The 18,789-nt window shown below is 49.8% G+C and carries 18 protein-coding genes; 10 read left to right on the plus strand and 8 right to left on the minus strand.

Translation table 11 applies throughout. The features are described 5' to 3' along the window. Nucleotides 1–32: 32 nt before the first annotated feature. Entirely contained in the window at nucleotides 33–833 is an 801-nt protein-coding gene (locus AC07OI_RS23535) for a LytR/AlgR family response regulator transcription factor (protein ID WP_492705917.1), read from the minus strand. After that, nucleotides 830–1,867 (minus strand): sensor histidine kinase, encoded by a 1,038-nt coding sequence (locus AC07OI_RS23540; protein ID WP_492705915.1) that lies wholly within the window; start codon nucleotides 1,865–1,867, stop codon nucleotides 830–832. The genes AC07OI_RS23535 and AC07OI_RS23540 overlap by 4 nt, the downstream gene beginning before the upstream one ends. A 230-nt stretch (nucleotides 1,868–2,097) precedes the next feature. On the opposite strand from AC07OI_RS23540, the gene argH reads away from it, so the two are divergent. The 3 genes from argH (at nucleotide 2,098) to AC07OI_RS23555 (ending at nucleotide 6,172) form a co-directional block, all read left to right on the plus strand. Beyond that, nucleotides 2,098–3,492 carry an argininosuccinate lyase gene (gene argH / locus AC07OI_RS23545; protein ID WP_492705913.1) on the plus strand — a complete coding sequence of 465 codons (1,395 nt, stop codon included), beginning with the start codon at nucleotides 2,098–2,100 and terminating at the stop codon, nucleotides 3,490–3,492. 374 nt (nucleotides 3,493–3,866) lie between these two features. Further along, a complete protein-coding gene (locus AC07OI_RS23550; protein WP_492705912.1) occupies nucleotides 3,867–4,409 on the plus strand; it encodes a TRAP transporter small permease subunit in 543 nt (180 codons plus the stop codon). Continuing rightward, nucleotides 4,406–6,172: a TRAP transporter large permease gene (locus AC07OI_RS23555; protein WP_492705910.1), complete on the plus strand. Its 1,767-nt coding sequence runs from the start codon at nucleotides 4,406–4,408 to the stop codon at nucleotides 6,170–6,172. Before AC07OI_RS23550 ends, AC07OI_RS23555 begins: the two co-directional genes overlap by 4 nt. Before the next feature lie 153 nt (nucleotides 6,173–6,325). Here AC07OI_RS23555 and AC07OI_RS23560 read toward each other — a convergent pair whose 3' ends face one another. Beyond that, nucleotides 6,326–7,417, minus strand: a complete 1,092-nt coding sequence (locus tag AC07OI_RS23560; RefSeq protein ID WP_492705909.1) for a TRAP transporter substrate-binding protein — start codon at nucleotides 7,415–7,417, stop codon at nucleotides 6,326–6,328. A 374-nt stretch (nucleotides 7,418–7,791) separates the two neighbouring features. Between AC07OI_RS23560 and AC07OI_RS23565 the strand changes: the two genes are divergently transcribed. Then, on the plus strand, nucleotides 7,792–8,472 hold the full coding sequence (locus tag AC07OI_RS23565; RefSeq protein ID WP_495258903.1) for a TerC family protein: 681 nt from the start codon (nucleotides 7,792–7,794) through the stop codon (nucleotides 8,470–8,472). A gap of 61 nt (nucleotides 8,473–8,533) precedes the next feature. Here AC07OI_RS23565 and pmbA read toward each other — a convergent pair whose 3' ends face one another. Further along, entirely contained in the window at nucleotides 8,534–9,886 is a 1,353-nt protein-coding gene (pmbA, locus tag AC07OI_RS23570; protein ID WP_495258904.1) for a metalloprotease PmbA, read from the minus strand. Between the two features lie 189 nt (nucleotides 9,887–10,075). Here pmbA and yjgA point away from each other — a divergent pair, with 189 nt between their 5' ends. From yjgA to AC07OI_RS23595, 5 genes are read left to right on the plus strand one after another with little or no spacing between them, the layout of a single operon-like run. Then, nucleotides 10,076–10,690 (plus strand): ribosome biogenesis factor YjgA, encoded by a 615-nt coding sequence (yjgA, locus tag AC07OI_RS23575; protein ID WP_495258905.1) that lies wholly within the window; start codon nucleotides 10,076–10,078, stop codon nucleotides 10,688–10,690. Nucleotides 10,691–10,700: 10 nt separating this feature from the next. After that, the gene (gene mog, locus AC07OI_RS23580; RefSeq protein WP_495259054.1) at nucleotides 10,701–11,321 is read left to right on the plus strand and encodes a molybdopterin adenylyltransferase; all 621 of its coding nucleotides are present in this window, start codon (nucleotides 10,701–10,703) and stop codon (nucleotides 11,319–11,321) included. A 20-nt stretch (nucleotides 11,322–11,341) separates the two neighbouring features. Continuing rightward, a complete protein-coding gene (locus AC07OI_RS23585) occupies nucleotides 11,342–11,884 on the plus strand; it encodes a metal-dependent hydrolase (RefSeq protein ID WP_495258906.1) in 543 nt (180 codons plus the stop codon). Next, entirely contained in the window at nucleotides 11,881–12,555 is a 675-nt protein-coding gene (locus AC07OI_RS23590) for an alpha/beta hydrolase (protein ID WP_492705900.1), read from the plus strand. Before AC07OI_RS23585 ends, AC07OI_RS23590 begins: the two co-directional genes overlap by 4 nt. Beyond that, nucleotides 12,555–13,259, plus strand: coding sequence for a phytanoyl-CoA dioxygenase family protein (locus AC07OI_RS23595; RefSeq protein WP_492705899.1), 705 nt, complete (start codon nucleotides 12,555–12,557; stop codon nucleotides 13,257–13,259). The genes AC07OI_RS23590 and AC07OI_RS23595 overlap by 1 nt, the downstream gene beginning before the upstream one ends. Here the strand turns inward: AC07OI_RS23595 and AC07OI_RS23600 are convergent. Genes AC07OI_RS23600 through purU form a run of 3 tightly spaced genes read right to left on the minus strand, consistent with a single transcriptional unit; the run spans nucleotide 13,256 to nucleotide 15,840 of the window. After that, the gene (locus tag AC07OI_RS23600; protein WP_495258907.1) at nucleotides 13,256–14,389 is read right to left on the minus strand and encodes an acyltransferase family protein; all 1,134 of its coding nucleotides are present in this window, start codon (nucleotides 14,387–14,389) and stop codon (nucleotides 13,256–13,258) included. The two genes, AC07OI_RS23595 and AC07OI_RS23600, sit on opposite strands and share 4 nt — an antisense overlap. Then, the gene (locus AC07OI_RS23605) at nucleotides 14,390–14,932 is read right to left on the minus strand and encodes a YaeQ family protein (protein WP_495258908.1); all 543 of its coding nucleotides are present in this window, start codon (nucleotides 14,930–14,932) and stop codon (nucleotides 14,390–14,392) included. After that, entirely contained in the window at nucleotides 14,932–15,840 is a 909-nt protein-coding gene (purU, locus tag AC07OI_RS23610) for a formyltetrahydrofolate deformylase (RefSeq protein ID WP_495258909.1), read from the minus strand. Before purU ends, AC07OI_RS23605 begins: the two co-directional genes overlap by 1 nt. Nucleotides 15,841–16,054: 214 nt before the next feature. Between purU and AC07OI_RS23615 the strand changes: the two genes are divergently transcribed. Next, nucleotides 16,055–17,080, plus strand: coding sequence for an NADP-dependent oxidoreductase (locus AC07OI_RS23615; RefSeq protein ID WP_495258910.1), 1,026 nt, complete (start codon nucleotides 16,055–16,057; stop codon nucleotides 17,078–17,080). Between the two features lie 60 nt (nucleotides 17,081–17,140). Here the strand turns inward: AC07OI_RS23615 and AC07OI_RS23620 are convergent, their stop codons facing one another. Next, nucleotides 17,141–18,769 carry a sensor histidine kinase gene (locus AC07OI_RS23620; RefSeq protein ID WP_495258911.1) on the minus strand — a complete coding sequence of 543 codons (1,629 nt, stop codon included), beginning with the start codon at nucleotides 18,767–18,769 and terminating at the stop codon, nucleotides 17,141–17,143. Between the last annotated feature and the right edge of the window lie 20 nt (nucleotides 18,770–18,789).

The raw sequence follows: 18,789 nt of genomic DNA on the forward strand, positions 1-18,789 counted from the left end.
AGGCGCTGGATTTGCTCAGCGCGCAAAACAAGTCAAACCCGCACCAAAGCCTTGATTATGGGCCATTGTCTGCGTGAAATCGGCAGACGTTCAGTACAACCGCTGACGATGATTTGCCACGACTCTGATACCTTTTCCTGATTATTCTCCACATCCACTAATTGCACTGCCCGTTCAACACCATTAATGGCTGTACGTGCGACAAGAGCATTCCTGTGCACCCTGACCAGCAAATCACCCAGCTCCAGCTCTATCGACGTCAGCGATTCTTCCAGCAGATATTCGCGCTGCACAGTATGCAGGGTCACATATTTTTGTTCTGCCTTCAAAAACAGTACATCTGCCACTGGCACTAATAATATTCTCCCTCTTTCCAGCACAGAAAAATGCTTGCGCCTGGATCCGCTGACATCTGCTGCCATGGTTTCAGGCAGGCGGCGTGCCACCTTCATTTTTTCACCGGCGCGCACCAGGGCGTCTACCAGGCGGCTGGCCCGCACCGGCTTCATCAGATAGTCAAGCGCGTGAACTTCAAAAGCCTTGACGGCGAATTCATCGTAGGCAGTCACAAAAATAATCGCTGGCGAGCGCAGGTTGGCCTGATGCTGTGCGAGGTGCTGCGCCAACTCTATGCCATTCATGCCCGGCATCTGCACATCAAGCAAAACGATATCTGGTTGCAAACTACTGATTTTCTCCAGCGCCAGCATGGCATTTTCTGCTTCACCCACCACCGTCACCGGGCATTCGGCCTGAATATCCGACAACAATGTCATCAACCTTTGTCTTGCGGGTGCCTCATCATCAACAATCAGTATTCTTGGTGTCATCATCTTTTAGCCGGGAATTGCAATTTAACCTCAAAGTACGCATCTACTACTCCGTATTGAATTTGCGCTTCGATATCATAAAGCAAACTTAGTCGCTGTCGTATGTTTTCCAGTGCCATTTGGTTACCAGAAACCATATTCGCCTCTGCATGGTAAGGATTACGGATGCGAATTTCCACCTTATCCAGTTGACGTTTTATCTCCACAGTAATGGTGGCCTGCTCCACCGATGGCTCAATGCCATAATGAACCGCATTCTCCAGCAATGGTTGCAACAACAAGGAGGGAATTTGTATTTCACCCAGCTCTTTGGGTGAAATTTTTTCTTTATCCCAGATCACCTGCATGCGCTCCCCCAGACGTATTTTTTCTATCGCCAGATATTGCTCACATAAACGTATCTCATCCTGCAGACTGGTGACATTACGCGTATCACGCATCAATACCCTGAATAGATCAGCCAGGTCTTCCAGAACGATCTCGGCACGACGCGGCTCGGTACGTATCAGTGACAAGGCAGTATTGAGGCTATTGAATAAAAAGTGAGGGCGTATCCTGGCTTGCAAGGCTTGCAGCTTGGCCTCACCCAACGCCGGCGAAAAAGCCCTGGTACGCAGTTCAAAATACTGTTGAAATGCCAGCGCCAGCAAACCAGTTGCGGCGACGACGAAGATGGGATTAAATTTAGGAAAACCTGCCAATATCCAGTATTGCGTACGCAAATACAGCATCAGCATGGAAGCTATCGCTGTTGGCAAGGCGCAACACAACAAGCGCTGAAACCAGCCAGACATGTAATATCGCATCGCCAGTCTGCGCAAATTGCATAAAACCAGCAAAGACAGCAAGCATATGGTTTCCAGCAATGCTGCGCTTTCCAAAAAATTTTGCAATACCACACGCCACTCATCCCCCCGCGACCACAAAGCCAGTAAGGCCAGCAGATTCACACTGATCAAGATGCGGGAAAACACACCCAAATTGCAACAATCAGGGATCAAAGGCTCACTTACGGTGTTTTTCTTATCGCTAGTCATTGTTGTTTATCTTTATTTTTTATATGCGCAATAGCGTCTCGAATGCGCCTTGATTCTTAGCTGACCTGCAGTTTATAAGTGACCACACGGGCACCCGGGTAAGTAAATTAAATGACTAATTATCCACGACCAGACAGACATCTGGCATTTCCAAGGGTAATCATGCGCAAAATCTGGGATAATCAAGGGAAATTCTCTCGCAAATGCAGCCAATATGGCAACAATTCACTATGACATCACAATTCAATAAAAAAAGCGAGGCATGGTCTGCCCGTTTCTCTGAACCTGTTTCCGATCTGGTCAAACGCTATACTGCCTCAGTTTTCTTTGACAACCGCATGGCTGCCTTTGATATTGAAGGCTCATTGGCGCATGCTGAGATGCTGCAGGCACAAAATATCATCACTGCTCAGGATTATGCTGACATACAACGTGGCATGGCACAGATCAAATCTGAAATCGACAGCGGCAAATTTGAATGGTTGCTGGATCTGGAAGATGTGCATCTGAATATAGAAAAACGCCTGACCGAGCTGGTAGGTGATGCTGGCAAACGCCTGCACACCGGCCGCTCACGCAATGACCAGGTCGCCACTGATATCCGTCTGTACATGCGTAGTGCCATCGACAATATCCTCGGCTTGCTGCAAGACTTCCGTCTGGCTCTGCTGGATCTGGCAGAAAAAAATGCCGATACTATCCTGCCTGGCTTTACTCATATGCAGGTGGCCCAGCCCATCACTTTTGGTCACCACATCCTTGCCTATGTAGAAATGTTTGGCCGCGATGCCGAGCGCATGCAGGATTGCCGCAGACGCGTCAACCGCCTGCCACTGGGTGCTGCAGCCCTGGCTGGCACAACCTTCCCTATCGACCGCGAACGCGTCGCCAAAACCCTGGGCTTTGACGAAGTTTGCTACAACTCGCTGGACGCCGTCTCTGATCGCGACTTTGCCATAGAATTTTGCGCAGCCGCTGCATTGGTGATGACCCATATCTCGCGCATGTCAGAAGAACTGGTGATCTGGATGAGTCCGCGCATAGGCTTCATTGATATCGCTGACCGCTTTTGCACAGGCTCTTCCATCATGCCGCAAAAGAAAAACCCAGACGTACCAGAACTGGCACGTGGTAAAACCGGCCGTGTGAATGGTCATTTAATTGCCCTGTTGACCCTGATGAAAGGCCAGCCACTGGCCTACAACAAGGACAACCAGGAAGACAAAGAACCTTTGTTTGATACGGTAGACACGGTCATCGATACTCTGCGCATTTTTGCTGACATGGCAGGTGGCATTACAGTCAAGCCAGAAGCCATGCGTGCCGCTGCCCTGCAAGGCTATGCCACAGCAACCGACCTGGCTGACTACCTGGTCAAGAAAGGCCTGCCTTTCCGTGATGCCCATGAAGCCGTAGCACTGGCAGTGCGTACCTGCGTAGAGAAAGCCTGCGACCTCAGCGATATGTCACTGGAAGAATTGCGTGCCTTCTCCAGCCTGATCAATGACGATGTCTTTGAAGTCCTGACGCTGGAAGGCTCAGTTGCGGCCCGCAATCATATAGGCGGTACCGCACCACAACAAGTCAAACTGGCCATCGCCAGACTGCGCAGTCAGTTAAGTTAAGCCAAGGCTGGCCAAACCTAACCAAGCAAGTTGGCATATCTACATTAAACTGCTGGCCAGGGTGCGATTTATCACACAGAAATCGCACCCGCCCACCAAGCTTTAAATTCCCGCATTAAATATTCATCTAAGTAGAAATACTGGGAATGTCGTTTTCACTCCAAAAAAGCATTTTTTCAGCGCTTACAGGCTCTCGTGTATGTGAAAAAATGTCTTATACTCGTGACGGCTAATGGAATACCTGCACTAAGCTCATGGTAATTCCAGAAGCACCAAATAAGACACCAGGAAACCATGCTGCGCAGGATTTATGCTCCTCAGGCAGGATTAGTTTTCTTGGTAGTCTATAAAATAAAAACTCAGGAGATATGTATATGCAAGTATTTCTGCGTCTGTCTAAATGGATCGACGTAATGAATGAGCGTATCGGTAGTCTGGCAAACTTGTTAATTTTATTATCATGTATCGTCAGCGCTACGAATGCGTTAATACGTTATGGTTTCGACTGGAGCGACAACTGGCCATTGGAATTGCAATGGTATTTGTTCGGTGCCGCCGTCATGCTGGGTGCCTCCTACACCTTCCAGAAAAATGAACATGTCAGGGTAGATTTGATTTACGCCCACGTTTCTGAACGTGCTCAACTCTGGATCGATATTTTCGGTATCGTCTTTTTCCTTTTCCCTTCGTGCATATTGTTTTCCTGGCTGGCCTGGAAATCCTTGTTCCTGCCATCCTGGGCAATTCTGGAACAATCGAGCAATTCTGGTGGGCTGCCGCGCTACCCCATCAAACTCATCGTTCCTGTTGGCTTTGCATTACTGACTTTGCAAGGCGTATCTGAACTCATCAAGCGTATTGCATCTTTGCAGGGCAAGACACATCTGGAATCGAAATACGAAAGGCCTGTGCAATGATCCCTTTAGAGTATATGCCGCCACTGATGTTTGGCGGTCTGGTGTTGTTCATGCTGGTCGGCTTCCCCGTTGCATTTTCGTTGCTGGCGGTGGGCTTGTCCTTTGGTCTGCTGTCGATAGAACTGGGCTTTTTTAACGTCGCTTTCCTGCAAGCTGTTCCACAACGTATTTTTGGCAGCGTGCTTGCCAATGATCTTTTATTGGCCATTCCCTTCTTTACCTTCATGGGGGCGATACTGGAGAAGTGTGGCCTGGCAGAAGACATGCTCGACTCCATGGGGCAGTTGTTTGGCCCTATCCGTGGTGGCCTTGGTTACTCCGTCATTATCGTCGGTTTCATTCTTGGCGCCATCACAGGCACGGTTGCCGCCCAGGTGATTGCGATGGCGATGATCTCATTGCCGGTCATGATGCGTTATGGTTACAACATGCGCTATACCACTGGCGTATTGGCGGCCTCAGGTACGATTACCCAACTGGTACCACCTTCACTGGTACTGGTGGTATTGGCTGATCAATTGAAAACCCAGACTTCCAGCGCCGACGTAGGCAGCATGTATCTGGGCGCATGGGGACCATCGCTGGTACAGATTGCGCTGTTCATCCTGTACACCTTCATCCTGTCCCGCATCAAGCCAGAATGGCTGCCTGCCGTCCCGAAAGAAGCACGCACTTTACAAGGCTGGGCCCTGTGGAAGAAATGCCTGCAAGGGATTATTCCATCAGCCGTACTGATTTTCATGGTGTTAGGCACCATGATGCTGGGTATAGCCACACCGACAGAATCCGGTGCCATGGGTGCACTCGGTGCAATCATCCTGGCGGTGTTGCGCGACAAGGAATTCAACAAGAGGGATAAACTGGCTTTCCGCGCCGGCCTGGCTGGTCTGGGCATCGCCCTGATCATCGGCCTGTTTTTCTACTCCGACACCAAAGAGATCAGCAAACCAGCGAAGCTCGCATTGCAAATTGCCCTGGTCGTTGTATATGTTGCTCTCGTCTGGCTGGTGACACGTGCCTATCGCATTGCTGATTTGCGTGCACTGATTACACTGGGATACCAGTCCACCATGCGCATTACCGCCATGGTTGTCTTTATCCTGATAGGCTCGACCTGTTTCTCCGTGGTATTCCAGGGCGTTGATGGCGGTGTATGGGTAGAACATCTGTTCACTTCCTTGCCTGGTGGCTGGATAGGCTTTTTGCTGATCGTCAATCTGTTCATTTTCTTCCTGGCTTTCTTCCTGGATTTCTTTGAAATTGCCTTTATTGTGGTTCCCATGCTGGCACCGGTTGCAGAAAAAATCCTCGCCCCAGTTTTACTGGAAAGCATGGGTAGCCCGCAAGCCGCCTCTTCTGCTGCACTGGTATGGTTCGGTGTGATGTTGTGCGTGAATATGCAAACCTCATTCATGCATCCGCCATTTGGGTTTGCGTTGTTCTATCTGCGTGGCGTAGCCCCCAAAGAAGTCAAGAGCTCGGATATTTACTGGGGAGCCCTGCCCTGGGTGGGTCTGCAGATGATCATGGTCGTGCTGGTCATGTGCTTCCCTGTCATGGTCACTGCCCTGCTTGATAAAGGCTCCAGCAAACCTGTGTCAGACAATCTGGTGATAGAAAAAACTGTCAATGAACCGGATGCCGACGTCAAGCCCCCGGTATTTAGCGACAGCACCGAGAAGCCCGCCAGCGCGCCTGCTACACCTGAAACGCCGCCAGAAGAGGAGCAACCAAAGTTCCAATTCCAGGAGCCGCAGAAGTAAGTGGCGAATAAAAGATAAACAAGCAGTATTAGCAATAAGAAAAAACCTCTGACTAGTAATAGCAGAGGTTTTTTCATTGCTGCAGGTAAGACACAAAACAAAAATCCCCGCAAAATTCTGCGGGGATTTTTGTTTGTAAAACCTGAATTACAATTATTTCAAAGCCTTGCCAAAGTTAAAGCGTGCAAAGGCTTGCTCAGCAACCCCGAACCATTGCCCCTGGTTGTTGCGGAAGTTGATCCAGTCCGTATATACCTTGGCGAATTTTGGGTTCTTTGCCACTTCTTCTGTAAAGGTCTCCTGGGCCGCTTTAAAGCAGGCATCCATGACAGGCTGCGGGAAAGGCTTCAGATTGATTTTTTGCGCCAGCAAACGTCCCAGCGCTGCCGGGTTGCGTGCATCGTACTTGGCTTGCATGTCGTTATGTGCTTCATGCGTCGCAGCCTCAATTGCAGCCTGGTATTGCTTGGGCAGCTTGTCCCATTCTTTCTTGCTGACATAGAAGGACAATTGCGCGCCACCTTCCCACCAGCCTGGATAATAATAAAACTTGGCAATCTTGTTGAAGCCCAGTTTTTCATCATCATAAGGACCTACCCATTCAGCAGCATCTATCGTGCCTTTTTCCAGCGCAGGATAAATGTCACCACCGGCGATCTGTTGCGGCACTGTACCCAGCTTGGACAACACGCGACCAGCAAAACCACCGACGCGGAATTTCAGACCATTCAAGTCTGCGACCGTCTTGATTTCTTTACGGAACCAGCCACCCATTTGGGTGCCGGTATTCCCGCCCAGGAAATTGACCACATTGTATTCAGCGAAGAACTCACGCATGAGTTTCATGCCATTGCCATGCAACATCCAGGCAGTTTGTTGACGTGAAGTCAGGCCGAACGGTACTGCTGTATCAAATGCAAATGTTGGGTCTTTGCCAAAATAGTAATATGACGCAGTGTGTCCCATTTCTACAGTGCCATTTTGTACCGCGTCCAAAACCGCCGTACCAGGAACAATCTCACCAGCAGAAAACACCCGTATATTCAATTTCCCATCTGTCAGTTCTTTGACGCGTGCTGCAAAAACCTCGGATGCACCAAAGATGGTGTCCAGACTTTTAGGAAAACTGGATGTCAAACGCCAATTCAGGGTTGGCAAAGCATCCGCAGCCAGGGCTGGTGCGGCAACCGCAGCGCCAACTGATGCACCTGCTGCGGCTTTTTTAAGAAAGGAACGACGTTCCATACTATCTCCGATATTTTGAATAATGACCAGAATTGCTCCCGGACCAACTTTGATTTAATGATGGCAGCACCATTTGCTAAAACCGAAATCATTCTATGGGCGTAAGCAGGAGCTAGCAATAAATGATTATATTGCAATGCAACAATTGCCACCAATCCCCGCGAACGATCAAGCTTTATTGCAGCGACAAGTATCAATTTCGCACACATGCACTGCGCCAGCAATATAGAATCCGGGGTGGTTCAGACAGTAATTTAAGTAGTACTACTGAGGGCGAATAACAACAGGCATATTTCTGTCTATGCATTTTTTCGCGTCATACACCAGAATGTAGGCTATTCAAAAAACGACAACAACTCTGGAAAAATTAATTCATGGACATCAGTAATCCACAATTTTGGTTTGCCATCCTGCAAATCATGGCAATTGATATTTTGCTCGGGGGCGACAATGCCATCGTGATAGGAATGGCTTGTCGTCGCCTGCCCGATCATCAGCGCAAACTGGGTATTTTCTGGGGTATGGTGGGCGCCATAGGCTTGCGCATTGCGCTCATCCTGTTTGCCCTGAACCTTTTGGCTATCCCTTACCTCAAGATAGTCGGTGCCTTGCTGCTGGTGTGGATAGGCATCAAGCTTTTGATACCAGAAGACGAAGAAGCACATGAAATTGATGGTGGCTCTACCCTGTTCACGGCAATCAAAACCGTGATCGTGGCCGACGCTGTCATGAGCATGGATAATGTCATCGCCATTTCTGGTGCTGCGGGTGGTCACAACTGGCTGGTTATTTTTGGTATTTTGCTGAGCATCCCGATTATCGTCATGGGTAGCCAACTGGTTTTGAAATTAATAGATCGCTTCCCTCTGGTCGTTTATTTTGGTGGTGCCATGCTGGGCTGGATAGCTGGCGGCATGTTTGCTGAAGATGTCGCCATCCACGGCTGGCTTAAATCCAATGTCCCTGCCGTCATCAATTTAATACCGGCAATTGGTGCAGGCATTGTTTTACTGCTGGGCAAACTTCAGGCGGGCAAGAGCAAAACGAAAGAGTAATAAAAAACGCCGGACTACATCAAGTCCGGCGTTTTCGTTTTTACTATAAGGCTATCGACTATCAACTACCTGCGATAGTCATGTTCTCTATGAGAATGGAGCCAGTTTGCTTCGTGCCACGTATTAAAGCATCATTGCCAACAGCAGCGATTTGCTGGAACATTTCGCGCATATTGCCAGCGATCGTAATTTCTTCTACTGCATACTGGATTACACCGTTCTCTACCCAGTAACCGGATGCGCCACGTGAGTAATCACCGGTTACATAATTGACACCCTGCCCCATCAGCTCGGTGACCAGCAAACCTGTACCCATTTTTTTGAGCATGCCAACAAAATTGTCTGCGCGCTTGGTCAGGCTGGAAGTCAGCGACAGATTATGCGAGCCACCGGCATTACCGGTAGTTTGCATGCCCAGTTTGCGGGCAGAATAAGTGGACAGGAAATAGCCCTGCAATACGCCATCCGTAACGATATTGCGCTTCTGGGTTTTTACACCCTCATCATCAAATGGTGAAGAACCAACAGCACCGATAACATGCGGATCTTCCACCACTTGTATATGGGACGGAAAAATTTGCGTCCCTAAAGAATCCAGCAAGAAAGTGGATTTGCGATACAGGGCACCACCAGATGTAGCCTGCACCAGGGCACCCAGCAAACCGGCAGCCAACGGTGCCTCAAACAAGACCGGGCACTTGCGGGTATCGAGCTTGCGTGCATTCAACCTCGCCAGTGCACGTTCCGCGGCATAACGACCTATGGCTTCTGGCTCTGCCAGTTTTTTGGCATTGCGCTGCGAGGAATACCAGTCATCCCTTTGCATTTTTGAGCCCCTGCCCGCAATAGGTGCAACCGAAATGGTATGACGGGAAATGGGATATCCCCCCATGAAGCCACGTGAATTGGCTGCCACAAAATGCGATTGCTGGGCGTGTACGCTGGCACCTTCGCTATTGGTGATGCGCTTGTCGACTGCAAAAGCCGCAGCTTCTGTGCGTTTTGCCAGCTCTATGGCTTCTTCTGCAGTGACCAGCCACGGGTAGCACAATTTGAGGTCACGCGGCGCCATTTCCAGCAAGTCTGCCTCAGGCAAGCCAGCGCAATCATCTTCTGCCGTGAAACGGGCAATATTGTAGGCAGCATCGACAGAATCACGCAGGGCCTGTTCAGAAAAATCCGAGGTACTGGCGTTGCCACGGCGTTGACCGATATACACCGTAATACCTATGCCTTTGTCACGGTTCTGTTCTATGGTCTCGACTTTACCCTTGCGTACGCTGATGGACAGGCCACCGCCCTCACTGATCTCAACTGCCGCATCCGATGCCCCTTTTTCACGGGCGAAACGCAACATGTCCTGCGCGATTTGCTTTAACTGGTCCTGGGTATGGGTGAAAACTGGTTTGCTCATGGATGGGGTTCTATGTTTGTCAATGCTAAATGACCAAATGGCCAAACGGAAATATCCTAATTATTTACCTTGATTCACACCATATATGGGTCAATTATGGGTCAATCGCAGCTTGATTTTAGGTAATTCCAAGCTAAAAAGGGTATCATAGCAGCCGTTTCATTAAGTTAATAGTAAAGGCGCAGAATTATGCCAAATCCAAATCGTGGCTCATGTGGCTACCAGTCCAGTGAGTTCGAACCAGAATACGAGCGTCCTTCCAAGTCACAATTAAAGCGCGAGATGACCGCCTTGCAGAAATTGGGGCAGGAATTGGTCGAGCAGCCGCGTGAACGCGTCAAGCGCGTACCCATGCCAGAAGATGTGCGCGATGCCATCCTTGAATGTCAGCAAATCAAGGATCATGAAGGCCGCCGTCGCCAGATGCAGTATGTAGGCAAGAAAATGCGCACTCTGGATGAAGAAGAAATTGCCCTGATCCAGAAAACCATCGATAGCTGGAAAGGTGCATCCAAGGCCGAGACTGCGGCAATGCATGCGCTGGAGCGTCGCCGCGACAAATTGCTGGCAGACGACAATGCCCTGACAGAGCTGATGGCAGAACACCCTCACCTCGACGTACAGCAATTGCGCACCATGATACGCAATGCCCGCAAAGAACAGGCTGAAAACAAGCCACCGAAGGCTTATCGCGAAATCTTCCAGATTTTGAAAGATTTGCAAAAATCCAAAGCTGCAGCCAACGCTGACGAAGCGGATGACGCAGACCTGGATGAAGAAGACGATGGGTTTGATGACAAGTGAGCCTGAACAAATGACCTCAGCAGATGGTGAAAAACTCAAAATAGGTCTGGTATCAATCTCGGACCGCGCCTCTGTCGGCATTTATCAGGACCAGGGATTGCCTGCATTGCAGGAATGGTTTGGCAAAGCGCTCACCAGCCCATGGGAAATGGTGACGCGTCTGATCCCCGATGAGCGCCCAGCTATAGAAGCGGCTTTAATCGCCCTGGTGGATGAAGAACAATGCCATCTCGTTATTACCACGGGTGGTACCGGCCCATCGAGACGTGATGTCACACCCGAAGCGACACTGGCAGTCGCTAGCAAGGAAATGCCGGGTTTTGGTGAACAAATGCGCCAGATCAGCCTGCAATTTGTACCAACGGCCATCTTGTCACGCCAGGTTGCGGTGATACGCGAAACGCCAGACCATGCTGCCTTGATTTTGAACCTGCCAGGCCAGCCCAAATCCATCAAGGAGACGCTGGAAGGCTTGAAAGACGGCGAAGGCAAGCAAGTCGTTGCCGGTATTTTCGCAGCAGTACCATATTGCGTGGATTTGATAGGTGGCCCGTATATAGAAACGGATGACGGCGTCTGCAAAGCTTTCCGCCCTAAAAACGCCATACGCGCCAAAACCCCATCTGCCTGAACGGCAAAAAACCGATTGCGATGGCAACCATACTGACGCATCCCGTTGTACCACTGACTTTGGGCCTGATACTGGGGCAAAAACGCCTGCCCTGGCCTCTGGTAGTAACGGGCATGCTAGCCGCGATCTTGCCTGATCTTGATGTGATCGCCTTCAAACTCGGTATTGCCTACGAATCTGCCTTTGGTCACCGCGGCTTCAGCCATTCCATCGTGTTTGCCATGCTGGTTGCCAGCCTGACCAGCGTCTTTCATGCACGTTTGCGTAGTTCAGCTCTGGTTTGCTGGCTGTTTATCGCTTTTGCCACACTTTCACACGGCCTGCTCGATGCACTGACTACAGGCGGCCTGGGAGTGGAATTTTTTTGGCCATTGACTGAAGAGCGTTATTTCTTCCCCTGGCAATTCATCCAGGTATCACCTATAGGCGTGAGCCGCTTTCTGACAGCGCGCGGATGGCGTGTAATACAATCTGAACTACTGACCGTCTGGCTACCCTGTGGCCTGCTTTTGCTGTCGGTCAAACTGGCTGCTTATTTTTCATCTTCCCGAAAATCATCATGACACAAGATATTTTAGAAACCGTAGAACTGGAAAGCACACCTAATCCAACTGTTGCCATTATCTGGATGCACGGCCTAGGCGCGGATGCGAATGATTTTGTCCCTATCGTCAGGGAGCTGGATTTGCGCGGCAATCCTGGCATACGTTTTGTCTTCCCGAATGCACCCACCATGCCGGTGACTATCAATGGTGGCTATGTCATGCGTTCCTGGTACGACATCCTTGGTACAGATATCGCCAAGCGTGAAGATGAGGCTGGTTTGCGTCTGTCACAAAAACGCATAGAGCAATTGATCGCCCGCGAGAATGCGCGCGGCATCCCGTCTGAGCGCATCATCCTGGCTGGTTTCTCGCAAGGTTGTGCCATGACTTTGCAAACTGGTTTGCGTTATCATGAAAAACTGGCAGGCTTGCTATGCCTGTCTGGCTATGTACCCTTGCGTGATGTGATTACAGAAGAACGCCATGCGGCAAACCAAAATACTCCCATCTTCCAGGCCCATGGCCGTGGTGACAATGTCATCCAGATACAACGTGCAGAGCAATCGCGCGATCTGCTGAAAGATCTGGGCTATCAAGTGGAATGGCATGAATACATGATGCCGCATTCCGTTTGCCCTGAAGAAGTGGATGACATCAGCCTGTGGTTGAAAAAAGTCTTGCAGTCTTAATGCATTACATCAATCAAAGCATCGCAGAAACCCTGGCAAGCCAGGGTTTTGTCATCTTGCCGGGCTTTCTTGATGAATCTGAATTACAGCAATTGCGGCAGGCTTGCCAGCCCATCTCTGATCAATACGGTGTGCGCCAGGTAATGCAAAGTTACCCAGGCATACGCCAGGCTTTGAACTGGAACAAACTCCATGCGCTACTAGATGCTGCAGATATGACAGAAGCACAAACAGTGCGCAGCATCTTTTTCAATAAGAATGCCGATCATAATTGGCTGGTACCCTGGCATCAGGATATGACTATTTGCGTCAACCAGAAAACCAAGTTTGCTGGCTATGGCAAATGGACTTACAAGAAAAATGTGCATTATGTAGAGCCACCAGCAGCAGTGCTGGAAGCGATGCTGACTTGCCGCATTGCCCTTGATGATGCTGGCGCTGACAATGCTGCGCTCAAAGTTATTGCTGGCAGCCACACATCGGGCAAACTTGACGATACCCAGATACAAGACGTCAGCCAAACTACCAGTTCTCATACCTGCATCATGCAGGCAGGCGATATCTTGTTGATGAAACCCTTGTTACTGCACGCGTCCGACAAGGCAAAACTGATTAGCCAACGCAGGGTACTGCATCTGGAATTCAGTAACTACATACTTCCACCGCCACTATATTGGGCAGAGGCTGTTTCCAGTACGACCTAGACCAGTGAAGCTGTTTTGTCTGCTTTAAGCGGCAAATAGTTGCGCAGGCACTTAATTACCACTGATTTCCAGGTCAAGGCCGGTTTTTCTATTATGTGCCACGAACATACCGCCAGCAATAGTGTCGCAAAACCCGACACCATCACCATACTCCACACGGCAATCCCCGGGAATAAAGCAGCAATTGCCTGCTGTACCGGGAAGGCATAAATGTACACTCCATACGAATAATCACCCATGCGGTTATAACGCCTTACCCCACCTTCAGGCAAGTAAGCAATGCAGGCCACAAGATAAGCAATCGTCAGGTTATAGACGCTAAAGAATACAGGTTTGCTGATGAACGCAGTTGCCAGTACCAGTAACAGCAAGGAATAGAAAAAACGCCTGGTCAACACCAGTTTTTCTTTCAGCACAAACAGGCTGGCACCAGAGAAAAACATGAACAGCAAACGGGCAAACTGACTATCGTAAAAAGGATAAAAATGAAGAAGGAATTCGCTATCTTGATAAAGGTAAAAATAGCGCATGAACATCAACATGGCAGCCAGCAAAGTAACAGCCGGTATCAGGTATGTCAGAATCTGTATGCGCCATTTCTTCAGCAGGGCCAGGCAACACCAGAGCGCCAACAATAACAAATACATCTTGATTTCGTATGGCATGCTCCACAGTGAGCCATTGACTGCATACGGATAAGGATTATGTACAAACACGCCGGGCAATATATAGGCGACATCGGGTAACAGCCTCGCACATTTGAGCAGGTATTTCCACGTCTCCACAGCAGACAAATATCCTGTCAACGGCAAGCTGCTGAAATAAGGTCCCAACAAAAATACTGTCAGCAACAACATGCATATCAGCGCAGGGAAAATGCGTAATACCCGTGCGCATATATAGTCAACCATGCTTTGCTTGTTGAGCAGGCTTGCTGTCACCAGCATGCCACTGACGATGAAAAACACATCAACTGCAATTGAGCCCGGGGTCATGCCTGTCAGTGCACCCCAAGGTTCTGGTTGACTCAACAGAGCAAAGCTATGTCCAACCAATACTGCCAGCGCAGCGACTATGCGCAACAAGCTCAGGTTATTGTCCCTGCCGCCTATGCATTCAGACAAGCGCATTCAGGCAAACTCTTTAAGTACTTCCAGATCGATTTGTACGGAGGCATCTCCGGCAGACATCCAGATTTGGCCGTCCTGTATCGTGCATTGCAATTGCATATTGCGCTGGGCGAGTTTTTCCAGTGCCTGACTTTGCACTGAGGGCACATTCATGACGCGCAAATTCTTGGCTCGGTCGAGACGGCTATTCATTGCCTTCCACCAGATATCACTGGCGCTGGCAAAACTATAGACGATGACTTGCTCGGAACGACCACAAGCCTTCAGCAAACGTCTGTCATCTGGCTGGCCTACCTCTATCCATAGCTGTATGGCGTCGGTGTAATCCTTGAGCCAGATATCAGGTTCCTCCGTATCCGAGATACCTTTGCCAAATTCCAGACGCTCAGCGGCATGGATGGCGAAAGCCAGCACGCGTATCATCATGCGCTCATCGGTTTCGGATGGGTGACGGGCAATAGTCAGGCTATGGTCGGCATAATAGCCACGGTCCATGTCCGAGATGTTCAGGTCGGCTTTATAAATGATGGATTTGAGTGCCATTACTTGAATACCACCGTTTTGTGACCATTCAACAAAATGCGATGTTCAACAAAGCATTTGACTGCACGTGCCAATACCACGCATTCCACATCGCGACCTATGGCTGTCAGGGTTTCTGGCTCCATGGAGTGATCAACACGTTCCACGTCCTGTTCAATGATAGGACCTTCATCCAGATCACCCGTCACAAAATGCGCAGTAGCACCGATCAGTTTGACGCCACGTTCATGTGCCTGGTAGTAAGGCTTTGCTCCCTTGAAGCTGGGCAGGAAGGAATGATGAATATTGATGGCCTTGCCCTTCAAGGCATCACACATTTGTGGTGACAATATCTGCATATAACGCGCCAGCACCACCAGTTCAATATCATTGGCAGCAACAATATCCAGCACTTTTTGTTCCTGCGCCTGTTTGGCTTCTGCCGGTGCACCCGCTGCCAGTGGCAGATGATGGAAAGGAATATTGTAGCTGGCAGCGAGTTGATAAAAGTCTGTGTGATTCGAGACGATGGCCTTGATTTCTACTGGCAAGAGACCGCTCTTGTAGCGGAACAGCAAGTCATTCAGGCAATGGCCTATCTTGGATACCATCAGCATCACGCGCGGCTTGTGATGGGCATCATGCAACTGCCAGTTCATTTGCATATTCGCACCCAAAGCCGCAAATTCTTCGCGCAAGGCACCGTCGCTCACACTGAAATCTTCTACCGCAAAATGCACACGCATGAAGAAAGTTGCAGATTGGGCATCGCCAAACTGGGCAGAATCGATAATATTACAGCCGTGGTTGGCCAGGAAGCCCGATACGCTATGCACAATGCCGCGCTGGTCAGGACAGGATAAAGTCAGGATATATTCTGGTCGTATGCTCATGATGTCAGTGTATAGGCCAGGATTGCTGCTTTCCATGGCCAGAAACAAATTAAATTCGTTAAATTGATTGCAAAGCTTAAAGATTAACCGTCTATTGTCGCATGATCAGTCGCATAATTCATAGAATCCATCTTCAATTAAATAATCACAACAAAAAGCACGATCGTTCTAATTAGTGTATAGTCGTTCTTCTGGCAGCCCCCAATTGGTTCAGACAGCAGCAACCTAAGTACAACATTCTGGAGACAACATGAGCACACTCAGCAATCAGCAATACCGCCTCGCCGCCCGCCCTGTCGGCAACCCCAAGCATAGCGACTGGAACTTCACAACAGAAGAAGTACGCGATATCACAGATGGTGAAATCGTCGTGCAAACCATTTACATCTCGCTGGACCCTGCCATGCGTGGCTGGATGAACGAAGGTAAATCCTATATCCGTCCGGTTGCCATCAATGAAGTCATGCGCGCTGGCGGCATAGGCAAGGTGATTGCCTCTAAATCCCCCAAATTTGCGGTGGGTGATTATGTTTCGGGCGGCACTGGTGTCCAGCAATACTGGGTAGGTGCAGCCGATGACAAAACTGCTGGCTTTTACAAGGTCAGCCCCAAACTGGCACCTTTGCCAAAATTCATGAATGCTCTGGGCATGCCTGGCATGACGGCCTATTTTGGTCTGCTGGATGTAGGTCAGCCTAAAGCTGGTGAAACCGTCGTGGTATCTGGCGCTGCCGGTGCGGTCGGCCAGACTGTGGGCCAGGTCGCCAAACAAAAAGGCTGCCGCGTAGTCGGCATCGCCGGTGGCAAGGATAAATGCGATTTTGTGGTCAATGAACTGGGCTTTGATGCGTGCATAGATTATAAAACCGGCTCAGTCAAAGATGGCCTGAAAGAACACTGCCCGAATGGTGTTGATATTTACTTTGATAATGTCGGTGGCGATATCCTCGATACCGTGCTGACCCGTATCAATCTGAAGGCGCGCATCATCATCTGCGGTGCAATCTCACAGTACAACAACACTACGCCTGTCAAAGGCCCGGCCAACTACCTGTCGCTGCTGGTGAACCGTGCCCGCATGGAAGGCATAGTCGTGTTTGATTACGCTGCCCGCTATGGCGAGGCAGTGGCAGAAATGGGTAAATGGATGGCTGAAGGTAAATTCCAGACTCGTGAAGATATTGTCAAAGGCCTGGAAACTTTCCCTGATACCTTGATGATGCTATTTGAAGGTAAAAATTTTGGCAAGCTGATTTTGCAGGTAGCAGACGAATAAAACTTTGCTTGGAGTCGGTCAGAAATCGGCCTGATTTTGAATAGATCAGGCCGCAGCACTTCAGTTTGTTTTTGGGGTAATTGCAGGAAAACTGAAATACAGGCGCACGCCTTGATCGTCTTCACTCTCAAGCTTTACAGTTCCCTTGAATATACCCTGCACGAGGTTATGGACGATATACAGACCCAGACCTGACCCCCCCTGTCCCAGGCGGGTTGTATAAAAAGGTTCAAACACCTTGTGATGCAAGGCTGGCGCGATGCCTGAGCCGTCGTCCGTATAAACGAGTTCAATCATCCCGTCCCCGCTACGCGCATCAATGACGATATGCTTATCCGTTCTTCCCTCAAAGCCATGGGTAAGGGAATTAACGATAAGATTATTGATGATCTGCTCCAGATGGCCTGGAAAACTATCCATCATCAGCCCTTCAGGAATGCGGTTATCAACCGACACCACTGCGCGATTGATCATGCCACCAAGGGCATTGATGCTGTCTTGTACCGCAATGCGTACATCAAATGAGCGTCTGCGCTGGCTGGTCTGGTCTACTGACACACGCTTGAAACTGTCTATCAATTCACTGGCACGCCCGCCACTGCGTACAATCAATTGACCGACATCAGCACATTCATCCAGGGCTTGCACCAGACCTGAGCGCGTCACCTTGCCACTCTCGATCAGTTTGGCCACGTCCTTGAGTTTGTCTGCCAGAGATGAAGCGGCCAGCAACATATTTCCTATAGGTGTATTGAGTTCGTGCGAGACACCCGCCACCAGTACGCCCAGCGAAGCAAGTTTTTCTGATTCAATGATCTGCGTCATGGCGCGACGCAATTCGTGTGTGCGTTCTTCCACACGCAATTCCAGTTGCTCGTTCAGGATGCGCAATTCCTCTTCAGCCTGCTTGCGCTCGGAAATATCGACGTGGGTACAAATCATGCGAGTGGCAACTCCATGCTCGTCATGGCTGACGATCATGCCTCTGTCTATGACCCATTTCCAGCTACCATCCTTACCAAGAATTCTATGCTCACTGTGATAGCGCGGCATGGCACCAGCAAAATAAGCACGCAACGCGTCCCGGACCAACGGCAGCTCATCCGGGTGTACCAGGTCCATACCGCCATCGACGGTAGCCGGGATTTCATTACTGCCATAGCCATGCATACTGGCCCAACATGATGAGTACAGCACATGACCCGTTTTGATATTCCAGTCGGATACCCCATAGCCAGCGCCTTCCAGGGCAAAACTCCAGCGCTCTTCGCTCTCGCGCAACGCTTCCACGGCCTGCCTGTGGGCTCGTCTTTGCGCGGCTTCGCTCATTTCACGTTTGATGGCAGGCGGCAGTCGTGCCAGGCTATCTTTCATGACATAGTCATGTGCACCGGCCTTCATCAGGGCGACTGCAGCATTGTCACCAAGCTCGGCAGAGACAACGATAAAAGGCAGGTCCAGGCCAGATTCTTTTAACAGTGCCAGAGCTTCATTGGTATTGAAATGCGGCAGGTTGTAGTCTGAGAGTATGACATCCCAATCACACTCAGCCATGGCCTGGCGCATCTCTTCACTAGTTTCAACCCGTGTCATACTGACATCAAAATCGGCACGACGCAGGCACAGCAAGACCAGCTCTGCATCCATATCAGAGTCTTCAACCATCAGCAAAGCCAGTGGTGTTGCCATGTCAGCCCTGTTTCATCTTT

The organism is Undibacterium sp. GW821-FHT07F11, assembly GCF_059418665.1.

What these genes read in the sequence shown, in the direction of transcription:
- AC07OI_RS23615 (WP_495258910.1), top strand. Translation starts at nt 16,055, where the DNA reads ATGAGCACACTCAGCAATCAGCAATACCGCCTCGCCGCCCGCCCTGTC.
- AC07OI_RS23585 (WP_495258906.1), top strand. Translation starts at nt 11,342, where the DNA reads ATGGCAACCATACTGACGCATCCCGTTGTACCACTGACTTTGGGCCTG.
- AC07OI_RS23535 (WP_492705917.1), bottom strand. Translation starts at nt 833, where the DNA reads ATGATGACACCAAGAATACTGATTGTTGATGATGAGGCACCCGCAAGA.
- AC07OI_RS23555 (WP_492705910.1), top strand. Translation starts at nt 4,406, where the DNA reads ATGATCCCTTTAGAGTATATGCCGCCACTGATGTTTGGCGGTCTGGTG.
- pmbA (WP_495258904.1), bottom strand. Translation starts at nt 9,886, where the DNA reads ATGAGCAAACCAGTTTTCACCCATACCCAGGACCAGTTAAAGCAAATC.
- AC07OI_RS23560 (WP_492705909.1), bottom strand. Translation starts at nt 7,417, where the DNA reads ATGGAACGTCGTTCCTTTCTTAAAAAAGCCGCAGCAGGTGCATCAGTT.
- AC07OI_RS23590 (WP_492705900.1), top strand. Translation starts at nt 11,881, where the DNA reads ATGACACAAGATATTTTAGAAACCGTAGAACTGGAAAGCACACCTAAT.
- AC07OI_RS23595 (WP_492705899.1), top strand. Translation starts at nt 12,555, where the DNA reads ATGCATTACATCAATCAAAGCATCGCAGAAACCCTGGCAAGCCAGGGT.
- AC07OI_RS23550 (WP_492705912.1), top strand. Translation starts at nt 3,867, where the DNA reads ATGCAAGTATTTCTGCGTCTGTCTAAATGGATCGACGTAATGAATGAG.
- AC07OI_RS23600 (WP_495258907.1), bottom strand. Translation starts at nt 14,389, where the DNA reads ATGCGCTTGTCTGAATGCATAGGCGGCAGGGACAATAACCTGAGCTTG.
- AC07OI_RS23605 (WP_495258908.1), bottom strand. Translation starts at nt 14,932, where the DNA reads ATGGCACTCAAATCCATCATTTATAAAGCCGACCTGAACATCTCGGAC.
- mog (WP_495259054.1), top strand. Translation starts at nt 10,701, where the DNA reads ATGACCTCAGCAGATGGTGAAAAACTCAAAATAGGTCTGGTATCAATC.
- purU (WP_495258909.1), bottom strand. Translation starts at nt 15,840, where the DNA reads ATGGAAAGCAGCAATCCTGGCCTATACACTGACATCATGAGCATACGA.
- AC07OI_RS23565 (WP_495258903.1), top strand. Translation starts at nt 7,792, where the DNA reads ATGGACATCAGTAATCCACAATTTTGGTTTGCCATCCTGCAAATCATG.
- yjgA (WP_495258905.1), top strand. Translation starts at nt 10,076, where the DNA reads ATGCCAAATCCAAATCGTGGCTCATGTGGCTACCAGTCCAGTGAGTTC.
- argH (WP_492705913.1), top strand. Translation starts at nt 2,098, where the DNA reads ATGACATCACAATTCAATAAAAAAAGCGAGGCATGGTCTGCCCGTTTC.
- AC07OI_RS23540 (WP_492705915.1), bottom strand. Translation starts at nt 1,867, where the DNA reads ATGACTAGCGATAAGAAAAACACCGTAAGTGAGCCTTTGATCCCTGAT.
- AC07OI_RS23620 (WP_495258911.1), bottom strand. Translation starts at nt 18,769, where the DNA reads ATGGCAACACCACTGGCTTTGCTGATGGTTGAAGACTCTGATATGGAT.